Source organism: Lysinibacillus sp. K60, assembly GCF_019731275.1.
Classification (GTDB): domain Bacteria; phylum Bacillota; class Bacilli; order Bacillales_A; family Planococcaceae; genus Lysinibacillus; species Lysinibacillus capsici.
This window is the reverse complement of sequence record NZ_JAASJR010000003.1, coordinates 357,225-369,479: the sequence shown is the minus strand read 5'-3', so window position 1 is coordinate 369,479 and position 12,255 is coordinate 357,225. Positions and strand designations below refer to the sequence as shown.

The window sequence follows — 12,255 nt, the reverse complement described above, 5'->3', positions numbered from 1 at the left end:
AATATTATATTTTTTCTAATAATTGAAAGCGCTGTTCAATTAGACACCTTCCACGCAGAAATGTTTATTGGGAAAACTCTTAAAAATACTCGATTTAGCTTAAAACACTTTCTGGTGGATATGCAAAAAAATTATCCATTATTTGAAAAGACTCTTGTTTTGCTGGTGGATGAAAATGAAGTAACTGACAGACTAATAATTGATAAGAAATCTCTTTATTCGTTATAAATTGCATTCCACCTAAAAGTCTTGTTGCATCGGAAGCAACACCCTTAATAATATCTTCAATACTTTTACGTACAAAAATTACTTCTGACAACACATTTTCAGTATAATTCATGCTAAACTTGTGTGCCAAACCTTCAATTGCATTCATCGCTGCCTCTATCAATGATACCATGTTCCTCATTTCATAGGGAGGCAAACTGCCTTTTGAAATTACTTTCTCAATTAATGAGGAACAAACACCAATATAAGATGTAGAAACTATTAATTCAAACCATATTAATCCTCTTACAATTGAAGGATGCAATTCTTCTTCATTACCTGCAACAAACATTGACTCTTTTGGTACTTTTACATCTGTTAATACAATTTCTTCAGTCTCACTACCCTTTAATATCCAATGTTTCCAAAAGTCTCTCACTTCGATACCCTGACTATCTTTAGGGATTGTGAAAACACCAAGTCTTCCATCAGGTAACTTTACACTACCTGTTAAAATATCCATTGATTTCGATAAAGTACACGGTTTTTTGGTACCGTTAACAATATAATACTCTCCTATGTCTTCAGCACTTACTGAAGGAGAAAAAGTATTATTTGCGTTTCCTTCCGCAAAACAAGAAGATAATAATAATTTTTCTTCAACTATTAATTTTAATACACTATCTAAGTCCCCATGTGATTGAACAATTTCTACTAAAGATGCAACTGAAAAATGGTGCATCGTATATGCAATTGCTAGCGATGGAGATCTTGTTGCTATTGCTCTTTGAATGGATAGACTTTCAATAATATTGGCTCCAAGACCACCATATTTTTTGGGAATCAACAAAGAAGTGCCATTTATGTTTCTAAACTTGTTTATGAGTATTTCCGTTTCTTCTTCACGTTTTTCAAAAGTGAAAGATTTTAAGTAATCATCAAAACCCGGGAAATATTTTTCTAATACCGCACGTTCTTTTGCTAGAAATTGTGTCATCAAATCTCCTCCTTCAAGGCTAATGTCTGTATATTAATACTCCTAAAATGAATATTATCAAAGAGCCCTTTTAATATTTCTTGTATTGTATGTGCAAGAATATCACCTGCAATTGGATCCAGTATATCTTCTAATAAAGACATGCCCAAATCATATTCTGCTTCAAATGTTATTACTGAATCCTCCTCTTCCTGTGACACAATCCAAGTCCCAATAAATTTATCAATATCACCTTCGAATTTTTCAAAATTAATTCTTAACGCAGCCCTATCAAAAGAATCTTTTTCTTTCCAGCACAGAACTCCATTTTCAAAATCTACTTCCCACTTCGATATACTTGAATTATCATTTATTACTTCTACTGATATATCTCGTATCACATCTATAAAATTTGAATACTCACTAAAATCTGAAATTTTAAGATAGGTTTCTAGTGCTTTTGTCGCTGGTATACAAGATGTAATTATAATTTTCCCCATCATATAACTCCTTCGTATAATTATATTTTTACTCTGATATTCGCAATTTGGTTCACTACTTCTTTGATAGAATTTTCTATATATACTATTTGTTCATCATCTAAAATAGCAGGTGGCGTAATACGAACGACTTTATTAGAATTTAAGGAATTTGATACTATGATTTTTTTCTTCAAAAGCCCCATCATAAATCTCCCAGATAGCCCACTATCTTTAAATTCGAATCCCCATAGTAATCCTCTTCCTCGTATATCGGTAAGGACGGCTTTATTTTCTTCCAGAACTTCTTCAAAATTTTTTTGAAATCTTTCTCCTATTATTTTTGCTTTTAAAATAAGACCCTCTTCTTGAATCACACTAATTGTTTCTTGTACAGCTACCATCGCCAAAGCATTTCCCGAATATGTAGAGGTATGAAGCAAAGGATTTTTATTCAATTGCTCAAATGTTTTCTTATTTGCCAGAACGGCAGAAACAGGCATAATTCCTCCACTTAATATTTTTCCTGTTAGCAGCATATCAGGGATAACCCCCTCTTGGTTTATCCCCCACCAATCACCTAATCTACCCAGACCCGTTTGTATTTCGTCAATTATTAATAATGCTTCATATTTATCACATAACTCTCTAACACCTAGTAAGTAACCTTGTGGCGGTATGTTTACTCCACCTTCAGCTTGAATAGGTTCCAATATGACAACTGCATTTGCCTGATGATTTTTTAATGTTGCTTCAAGATCTTCCAACGATCCATATGTAACATGAAAAACATTAGGTAAGAGTGGTTTAAAAGGTTCTTGAAACTCCTTTCTACCGGTCGCACTAAGTGCTCCAAGTGTTTTCCCATGAAAGCCTTGTTTTGTGGAGATTATTGTACTTCGATTATTAAGTCTTGCTATTTTCAAACCCGCTTCAACTGCTTCTGTTCCTGAATTTAAAAACAGCACGTAATCCAAACTCTCGGGGGTAATTTCTACTAATGCTTTAGCAGCTTTACCAATTTCCGGATTTATTAATAGCTTATTTGATAGTGCATCCTTATCTAGTTGTTGCTTTATTCTTTCAATAATACGATGATGAGAATGACCTAATAAAAAGACACCGTATCCTCCACAATCTAAATATCTCTCTCCAGTCTCGTCATACACATAAGGTCCATTGGACTTAACTTGTAAGGGTACTTGCATTAGTTCAGACAGTTTTGCAAAACCACTATTCACATGATCTCGATACATATTTATTACAACTTCTCTCTCAATTTCACACATAAGATTCTCCCTTAAGAAATGTTATTTTAGTATCATTAGGCAATGAAAGGTTCTAATTAGGCCACTTCAGCGAAACGATAAAAGTCATTCACCGCTTGAACCAGATATAAACTGAATACTTTTCTTATATAATGTATGAAATTTTTAGCTATATTCTCTTAACATTCCATGTAATATGGTCTTTTCAAGTGCCATTTAGTCTTTTTCAAAGCCTCTAAAGCTCCCTCAATATTCATACAGTTATATTCGATTAGTTCAATACCGACGAGAATTTTGCTTTTTTCGCATATTATACGTACAGCCAGAATTAGTAAATAAAATACTTTAAAACTTACATTTAATTGCTTAAAAAAGATTAGTTTTTAAATCGCGCGCCCTTAATTATCATTCTTGCCTTACTTTTTTCGATAACAATGCATATGACAAAAGTATTCTCTAAATCCATTGAACAGGTATATTCCTATACAGATGCTTTTAATAATTCATTTTCTAAAATATTCTTTACATTACTATATATAACACCACTTACATCGGGATGTTCTTCCATCCCAATGGTATCTCTCAGAAATTCCATTGAACTAGGTAAAGAGCCACTAATATTTATGTACTTAAACATATACAATGCCACTTTTATTTCTCTTCGATATTGAAAGGGTAGTTTTGGTAAAAATACTGGTTTAATTAATCGGTCAAATATCTCACCAGAAACTATTTTCGGCATTGTAAGCGCCTGGCCTGTAATTTCTATACCTGAATGTATAATATTACTGACTACTTCCTCCAATTTCGGTGCATTATTTCCCAGTGTCACAAAAAATTCTCCTTCTCTATTGTTACTTCTTATTAAATGAGAAATAACATCTGCAACATAGTCTTGAGATACTATGTCTATTTTTGAATCAGCATCACCAGGTATAATAGGGATTCGATTTTGTAATAATAATTTGGCAATAAAGTGAAATCCTTGTTGATTAGCAATTTCTCCAGTTTTAGAATCACCTAAAATAATTGAAGGTCGGATTACTGTAAGAGGGATACCACTGTCACATAAGTATCTTTCAGCTTCTATTTTTGAATCCTCATAACCGTTGCCCTTTGTAATATAAGAATCCTCTTGATTGAAATTGTGAACATATGCAGTGCTAACATGATACAAAGGTACTTTTGCATCCTTTGCTAGTTGCAAAATATTTAAAGTCCCAGTTACATTTGTAGTACAAACTTTTTCATACGACATATTAAAATTTGTAAGTGCAGCCATATGAACAATCAAATCTATATTTTCACACAATTCTAAATAATCTTCGTTATTTAACCCTAATTGTGGTAAACGTATATCACCTATAATCGTATTAACATTATTTTTTTTTAAAGGAGTATTGTGAACTAAACAGTGTAATTTAAAATCATGTAGTTTCTCAATGACAGAGGTTCCAAGTACCCCACTTCCCCCAGTAATAAATATATTATTATACAAGGCAAACCCTCCTATTTTTTGTTATTATAGAATCCAGTAAAGAGAATTAATGAATATGCCCACATTAACCATGATGCGAAAAATCTATCTGTTTCGACAGACAAATTTACAAAAACTTGATCAAAATAGATTAATACAACGGAGTCTATTAGCATTCCAGGAAGAGCTATAAACACAGCGGCCTTTATTCTATCCTCATTCTCTTGAATTTTTTTCAACTTATAAATTGGAAATGTAAGAACTAGAATCAACGGAACGACAAAAATATAAGACAATACAATTAATAACGTGTTATCAGGAATAAAAAAAACTTGACCTAAAAACCTAAAAATAAGGCTTGCACCTAACCACACAAGGAATCCCCATAAAAAGAAAAATGGCATTTTAATACCTCCCTATAAAAACTGATATTTCAACGGGTTGAATCTTTCCTTTAAATAGTGAAGAAATTTATTCACTTCGAAATACATATAGTATTTTTCGATTTCCTTGATTCTTTGTAATTCAAAGGAATACGAAAAAATCTTTTTTTCATATTTTTATTTTCTTGCTAGATGCTAGACTATTTTGCATTTCCAAAATATAATGATTAGCAGCATCCCTTATATTACCGTTATATTTATGTGTATTTTCCATTATATTTTCCAATGATAACTTAATATTTTTTTCCACTTTATCAAATATGTCTTCGAAATTTGCTTGTCCAGAAGCCAACATTCCAAAAAAAGCAGCTGCTCCACTATTACAAATGAAATCTGGAACAATAATAGTTCCTTCGTTTATAAGGAGGTTTTCTATACCTTTTTCAATTGGTATGTTTGCTGCTTCAACAATTACAGAAGCTTTCACTCTATCTACATTTGTTTCATTTATAGAATGTTTAATAGCAGCAGGTATTAACAAATCTGCATCCTCTAACCATGCTCCATTTGGTTTTAATATATAATGATCAAATATTTTTTCACGATTAATTATTCCAAATTTATCTGTTTTTGATATTAAATAAGGAATATCCAAACCTCTGTCACAGTAAATACATCCTTTTTTATCTTCAATTGATATAATTTTTCCACCCAGATTATAGATAGCTTCTGCGCTTACCTGACCGATTGTTCCAAATCCTTGAATTCCTACCTTGGTATCCTCTATAGACTTCTCTAACTTTTTTAAAACCATCAGTGTCGAATTAATGATAGTGGAGCCTACCAACTTTATTGAATTTTCCTTATTAAATAGTACATTTAATGTTGTATCTTGAGGAACTTCCACTTTTATTCCTTGTAATTCAAGCTTACTTTTCATTGCTGAGACTGGGTCAAAGTAAATTGATTTATAAATATTTTCTATATCTTCTATTGTTATTCCTAAGTCTTCGCCTATTAAATAATTCTCTGTTAAAAATGGCTTCGCTAATTCTGCAAATCTCTTTAATAACTTCTCTCGGTCGTGCTTTTCTGGATCATATACAATTCCTGATTTGGCTCCACCCATGCGTGCTCCAGAGATAATGTATTTTTTCGTCATCACTTGAGCCAATTGTTCTACCTCTTCTAACGTAACGTTGCTCGTCATCCTAAGACCACCTGCACTCATTCCATTTACAATAGTATCTATAACAATATAAGCTTCTAAATTAATTTCAGGATCACATAAAATCACTTTATACACAGACATCATTTTTCACTTCCTTTTTTTAGTTTTCCAACTTCAAATGTAAAAGCAAAAGACCGATCATCATTATTTAACTGGTTTATAATATTCTCTTTTCTCTCAATCTGTTCAAAATATTTTTCCGGAATTTTTCTCGTTGCTAAAAAATTCCGATAACAAAAGATACTTTCATTCTCACCTGTACGAATTATTTCGTTAAGAATTTTGTCAAAAAGCTTATCAGAAACCCAGCCTGAAATATCAGAAAGAGAATACTTATTAAAGAAATTATCTGGCATTGATTTCAAATAACAATCAATTGGACTGGTTACAATTTCTACTCGATTTGCGTATTTACGAATTTTCTCGTAATTTTCTTTTAATAAATAAACCGGTAATGAACGTTCATATATGTAATTTCCTGTTAATAAAAATGTAAGCAAATGATTATCTTTAACCGGATGATTTTTAAGCGTGTATTCTAGTCGGGAATGCAAAAATTCACCTAAAGAATTCACCTCGCTATAAACGAAGTAGCTAGGATCTTTTAAAATGTGCTTGTAAAACCCCTTCTTGCATAGTAATTTTAGATTCTTCTCCCAACGACCATTATTTAATTTTTCATAAGCAATTCTTTGTTCTTCAATCGTTCTACAATTAAGAATTTCCTTTATTCCCGCTCTGTGAAATAGTTTTATCCCCGGACCAACTATATGACGATAAAAAAGTTCCTGCCTGTCAGTAAATAAAATGCCTTTTTCAATCTCTTTTTTATGCTTATTCCAAAATTCCAACGCATTAGATGACAAATCAACTTTAATTTTTTGATAATAATTTAATCTTTCTTTGGTATGATATATACCTAGGAAAGCTAAAAGTTCTTCATAAGTTAAATGTTGAAAGGCACTTAATTTTAATTCCATTAAATAATTTTGTTTTTCATCCGCATCTATAGAATATAATCTTTTAGGACCTTTTGTTAATAAAGCTAAACTTCTACATGCACTTCCAGTAATTGATACAACAGAATCAGTCTCTGTTATATTCAAAGCATTTAACTCTGATTGAGAATCTTCATTAGAGGTTGTATACAATAACCACGAATCATCAGTTTGTCTCATTAAATGAATTACTTCTTTAAAAAATTTAAACATAGATTTAAATACATCCCCCTAATTCTTAAATTAAATGTAGACTAAAACCTTCATGAAATTCACGCAAATGAAAAGTGATTATTCAGACAATCGAATGTGCAAAAGAAATGCACGAAGTCAACTAGTGCTCAAAATGAAAAACACTTCGTTTATTAAAAACTACTATGTTGTTTCTCTTCATTTCTGATGGCTATACGAAAAAAACCCTATCGCCATCTATCCTTAAAGTAAAACAGTTGAACCTAACTGAAGCACAATTTTGAAGATGGACTATTCGATATGGCGGTTTTGAACTCTGGTTTATTTTTAAAGAATACAAAATCATAAAAATAGTAAAAGTTTTTGTTTACTTGGCGTACTGGATTACGAAAAAGGTACAATTTTTTTGATTATAGAAGAATGTTTCGTATACGTATTTTCTGTGATTATTGATCTTAATCATGATTCAAAGTATTTTCAGCCGTTTTCGCAGAGACCAAAGAGTGATTCATGACCCCTCGTTTGAATTTAAAAACTATGCCTAAATTCTCACATTATCTACAAGCAGTTTTATCCATCTTTTCAGTGTTTTCAAAAGCGTGTCAATATGTTTATACATGTTTTTAATTGAAACCATGGAAAAGTGTTCAATCGATTACTTTTAGCGTATGTTTCTTTAGTTCTTTCTTAGATGAGGTGTGATGTGGTGTGGTGTGGTGTGGTGATGTGAGGTCTGATTATTTTTTTTATCCCCCTTTCTAGTTAGTCAACTAACTATCTCTAACATCAATATAACATTTAATGTAATTAATGTAAATAAATATAATCTATTTTCCACTTAAAATTATTTTTTAGGAAAAGTCTTTTCTACGGTTTAAATGGACATTGTCCTTTTACTCAATGGCAAAATCTTGTTTCGATTGGATGTAGCGATCGATTTATAGATGGAAAAATAAGTACGATTGGCTACGATGATAAAACATAGATATTCTAACTACTGCATATAGTACCATCCTGTTTTAAATCTATTGATTCGAGGAAGAATGATACAGCGCCAATTGAGTGTCGAAACCTTACATTTATTTGTAGTATCTGTAAAATCAAATTCCGCTAAAATTGTTTGAACTTCTTCCTCCAAAAGAAAGTTTTGAAGTAGGTTGAAAATCATGCTTTTCTTAGCCAATAGAGATTCCTCCTTCGTAAAAAGTTTGTTATGGTGATTTCTACTTTAAAAGAGGAACTCTCTTTTAAAGTAGAAACTAGATCATCTACAGACGTGATATTTTTCCATTGATTTTACAACTTAATCAACATTGATCATTGACAGAATTACTATCCAGCAAATCTAAAAACTAAGTTTTCACTCAATTTAAAAATCTCCATGATAGAAAATATCTCATGTGAATCCTCCATTACTAATTAATTATCTAATTGATGGATAGTATTAAGTATTTTTTCTAGTTCTTCATAGAAAGTATCTAATGGGAAATTTTCACATGTAACAAGCTGTATTGCTATACCATCAATCAATGCATTAAAAAAAATGCTCCATGTTGTTAAAGACACGCCTTTAATTGGAGATGATTTCCATATTCTTTTTAAACCAATAAGTAAACTATCATTTTCATTCGTTAAAACTTGTCCAAGTTGTTCTTTTATTAAGCGATTATTAAATCCTAGTGCTACCAATGCAATTAATAATTTATGATAGAATACATCGTTTTCATAACGACTTTTTACAGATTCAAGAGCAGCGCTTATTGTGAATTGATCATTTGCAAGTAGTTTTCCCCAAGAATCCTCACATATAAATTTAATTATTTCTAAAAGAATTTGTTCTTTTGTCTTGAAATGGTAATAAATAGTACCTTGTGTTACATCAGCATATGATGCGACCAATTTCAATGTAAAATTTCCTATCCCGTTGTCTACTAAACATTGCATTGCCGCCTGTACTAATTCCTGCTTTGATTTTCCCATTGGTTTCGCCATTAAAACATCTCCGATTCAGATAAAGTTAGTTATTTATATAACTAACTTTATTTAAAATTATTATGATAATTCCGATTTTCAATTACCTATCAAACCTTATACTATCTCATTTTCTTAGCATCAATTTGCCAATAAAAAATTGTACCATATATCTTGGTAATAACTTTGTACTTAATATAGTAGCTTTGTAACGTTTACCGGGTATATTAATTATTTTTTTCTTTATTAATGTTTTATAAGCTATTTTTGCTACCTTGTCTGGTTGGGTACCAACAATATTTGCTATTTGATCCAATTTATTCATATTATTATTTTTTGAAAAGTTTGTTTTAGTTGGTCCAGGGCAAATAGTTGTTACTAAAAAATCTCCTTTGTTCTGAAGTTCTATATTTAATGCTTCTGAAAAAGACAATACATAAGCTTTAGTTGCTCCATAGACAGCCATACTAGGTGTTGCAACAAAAGATGAAATAGAAGCTATATTCATTACACGACCGTAACCACTATTAAGCATATCCTGAATGCATAAATGAGTAAGTTCAGTTAAAGTCATAATATTCAATTGAATCATACGTAGCTGTTCTTGCTCTGACATTTGGTGAAAATACCCTTGTAACCCCATCCCTGCATTATTAACAAGTATATCAATTTGTTCTCCTTTAGACTTTATTTCATCATAAATTTCCTTTGCCGCTCCAATTTCTGATAAATCTTTCTCAATTATAATTACTTCAGTAAGTTGATTGAGATTTCGAAACACTTCATTTAATTTCATATGGTTACGGGCAATCAAAATTAGTCTATCACCTTTTGCAGCAAATATTTTTGCTAGTTCCAAGCCTATCCCTTCACTAGCTCCTGTCAATAAAACTGTTTTCTTTTTCATTTTATAGTCCTCTCTTTTATAAGTTTTTCCACATATATTAAAGTTTCTACAACTAAAATCTCATTCAAAATTAGGAATTCCTTACATTTTAGTATATCGCACACTTAGAAGAAGTACATACTCTTTTCTCCAAATAATTATATATTTAGCTATTAATGTATGGAAAGACCTCAATTAATTCATTAGAATTTAGCAAAGAAAGGTCGTGTCTGAACATCTTAATCATAAATTTAAATAAGCAATAGTTGAACTCTAACACTCTTTATTTATAGATAAGTTTCTTTTTAATTTGATAATTTTTTCCTATTCTAGTTATAAATTAAAATAATTATTGGGATTTTCACAAAATTGCATGCACAAAAAAATTCACCGATTTTTGTATACTTTAATTGTCTAGAAACAAGTAATAGTAAGGTGAACTTATGAATCCCAATATAAAAGATGTAGAGATTACTATTTCTATTTTAAAAGCTATCGTTTTGAATAAATATGTTAATAAAACGATAGCTTTCTTTATTTTTAAGAACTCTTTTCATAAGAAAGATTGATTATTATAAATCTTCTTATTCCACGAAAGCCCCTGTTAGTTCTATAGGTAAAGCTAACCTTCTTCAAGAATCGCACCAATTGTTGAAGATCACTTATTAAAGGAGAACTACTCTTCTTAAATGACCCCAACTTAGGGTTTTTTCATTAATAATTCACAATTTCATTAATTACAACCAAGCATATACTATATAATGGTTCAGTCTGATAATAAAAAAACAGTAAGTGTATGAAATTTCAAATTGTTTTATTTGGTGGGATCGATTAAATTGCTGCAATTACTTTTGAGTTTTTTGCACCTGCAGCAATTTTTTACCTAAAAATGTAATAGTAGAGTTTATAACAGTTGCAGGGAAAAGACTAGTCAAAAGTGGCGTTAATGACATAGAAATTGATGCCATAGGAATAACCGATCCGAACGCTGAAGGTACTATTTTAATTATGGGTGGAGCTGGAGATATGTATGGTAATGGTAACAATTCGAATTATGCGCATGATTTTAAAAAACTTAGATAATAAATGATTCAGAAAAAAACTGAGGATTTTTTGAAGAAGAATTTTAAAGTTTTAAGTTGTATAGTTGGACATTATTCGCTTGCATACTCTTTGCACTCATTTATAATGACTAATCCTTCTATACTTTTATAAAACTGAGGAGGATAGGTAAATGAAGCAACGCAAATTCCTAATTACGATTTTATTAATTATTTCAGGAATGTGGGTAATGCATACACTAACAAAGAATTTTGTAGTTGATCCAAGTTTTCAGGGATTCCTATCAAAAAAAGATGAACTTCTTTCTAATCAAATGCTATGGGTATTGATGATACGAGTTCATATTATACTTGCGATAATTGCACTTCTTACAGGACCTCTCGGAATAATTAAGAGATTACGTTTAAAATCTTTAACATTTCACCGATGGAATGGTCGAGTCTATGTTTTATCTATTGTGTTAAACTTTATAGCCGGTTTATACGTTTCGTTCTTTGCGACAGGTGGCTGGCCAAGTACAATAGGGTTTCTTATCTTAAATACACTTTGGCTTATAACAACAATATTAGGCTATATATATATAAAAAGAAAAGATGTCTTACGGCATAGTCAATGGATCATCCGAAGTTTCTTTCTATCCTTTGCCAATATGATTATTTATATCATGGTCGCAATTACACATAATGGATTAGATCTTTCCTATGATCTTTCATATACGATTGCAGTATGGCTTTGCTGGATTTTCAGTTTAGCAATAGCCGAAATTGTGATTAAAAAAAAATACTTGTATGATATAAAATAATTACAAGCCTTTTTGACATTTGTTAAAATCGAGGTAATTGTCATAAAAAATGCTTATCGTTGGAAATTCGCATTTTCTGATGTTACCCCAAATTCCCTTTCATCCCTATATTTTGAGCAGCAATCACATTATTTTTGGTGCGGTCTCCAACAAATATACATTAGGAGAAACATTCAGAAGCTCCAAGGCTTTCTTAAATATTTGAGTGTCAGATTTTTTAATTCCTTTTCATTCAGATAATAAAATTGGTTCAAAATACCTAAAGTCCTTATATTATTACCTTAAACCCCCTTTTCAATTTGTAATCATTCCTAGAACAAGAT

The 12,255-nt window shown here is 30.9% G+C and carries 11 protein-coding genes; 1 reads left to right on the top strand and 10 read right to left on the bottom strand.

The features are described 5' to 3' along the window. Positions 1-94 precede the first annotated feature (94 nt). The 10 genes from HCH28_RS09135 to HCH28_RS09090 all read right to left on the bottom strand — a co-directional run bounded on the left by HCH28_RS09135 (position 95) and on the right by HCH28_RS09090 (position 10,089). Complete coding sequence (locus HCH28_RS09135; RefSeq protein WP_221680691.1) at positions 95-1,204, bottom strand: acyl-CoA dehydrogenase family protein; 1,110 nt, start codon at positions 1,202-1,204, stop codon at positions 95-97. After that, positions 1,204-1,683, bottom strand: coding sequence for an SRPBCC family protein (locus tag HCH28_RS09130; protein ID WP_221680690.1), 480 nt, complete (start codon positions 1,681-1,683; stop codon positions 1,204-1,206). Before HCH28_RS09130 ends, HCH28_RS09135 begins: the two co-directional genes overlap by 1 nt. Positions 1,684-1,703: 20 nt before the next feature. Further along, the gene (locus tag HCH28_RS09125) at positions 1,704-2,951 is read right to left on the bottom strand and encodes an aspartate aminotransferase family protein (protein WP_221680689.1); all 1,248 of its coding nucleotides are present in this window, start codon (positions 2,949-2,951) and stop codon (positions 1,704-1,706) included. 460 nt (positions 2,952-3,411) lie between these two features. After that, a complete protein-coding gene (locus HCH28_RS09120) occupies positions 3,412-4,428 on the bottom strand; it encodes an SDR family oxidoreductase (protein ID WP_221680688.1) in 1,017 nt (338 codons plus the stop codon). Between the two features lie 11 nt (positions 4,429-4,439). Further along, the gene (locus tag HCH28_RS09115) at positions 4,440-4,811 is read right to left on the bottom strand and encodes a DUF5367 domain-containing protein (RefSeq protein ID WP_221680687.1); all 372 of its coding nucleotides are present in this window, start codon (positions 4,809-4,811) and stop codon (positions 4,440-4,442) included. 148 nt (positions 4,812-4,959) lie between these two features. Then, positions 4,960-6,105: a Glu/Leu/Phe/Val dehydrogenase dimerization domain-containing protein gene (locus tag HCH28_RS09110; RefSeq protein WP_221680686.1), complete on the bottom strand. Its 1,146-nt coding sequence runs from the start codon at positions 6,103-6,105 to the stop codon at positions 4,960-4,962. Next, entirely contained in the window at positions 6,102-7,232 is a 1,131-nt protein-coding gene (locus HCH28_RS09105) for a DUF3419 family protein (RefSeq protein ID WP_221680685.1), read from the bottom strand. Before HCH28_RS09105 ends, HCH28_RS09110 begins: the two co-directional genes overlap by 4 nt. Positions 7,233-8,205: 973 nt before the next feature. Further along, positions 8,206-8,394 carry a hypothetical protein gene (locus HCH28_RS09100; protein WP_221680684.1) on the bottom strand — a complete coding sequence of 63 codons (189 nt, stop codon included), beginning with the start codon at positions 8,392-8,394 and terminating at the stop codon, positions 8,206-8,208. Positions 8,395-8,630: 236 nt separating this feature from the next. Further along, a complete protein-coding gene (locus HCH28_RS09095) occupies positions 8,631-9,203 on the bottom strand; it encodes a TetR/AcrR family transcriptional regulator (protein WP_221680683.1) in 573 nt (190 codons plus the stop codon). A 106-nt stretch (positions 9,204-9,309) separates the two neighbouring features. Beyond that, positions 9,310-10,089 (bottom strand): SDR family NAD(P)-dependent oxidoreductase, encoded by a 780-nt coding sequence (locus HCH28_RS09090; protein ID WP_221680682.1) that lies wholly within the window; start codon positions 10,087-10,089, stop codon positions 9,310-9,312. Positions 10,090-11,302: 1,213 nt separating this feature from the next. Between HCH28_RS09090 and HCH28_RS09085 the strand changes: the two genes are divergently transcribed. Beyond that, positions 11,303-11,932 (top strand): DUF2306 domain-containing protein, encoded by a 630-nt coding sequence (locus HCH28_RS09085; RefSeq protein ID WP_221680681.1) that lies wholly within the window; start codon positions 11,303-11,305, stop codon positions 11,930-11,932. The last annotated feature ends 323 nt before the right edge of the window (positions 11,933-12,255 follow it).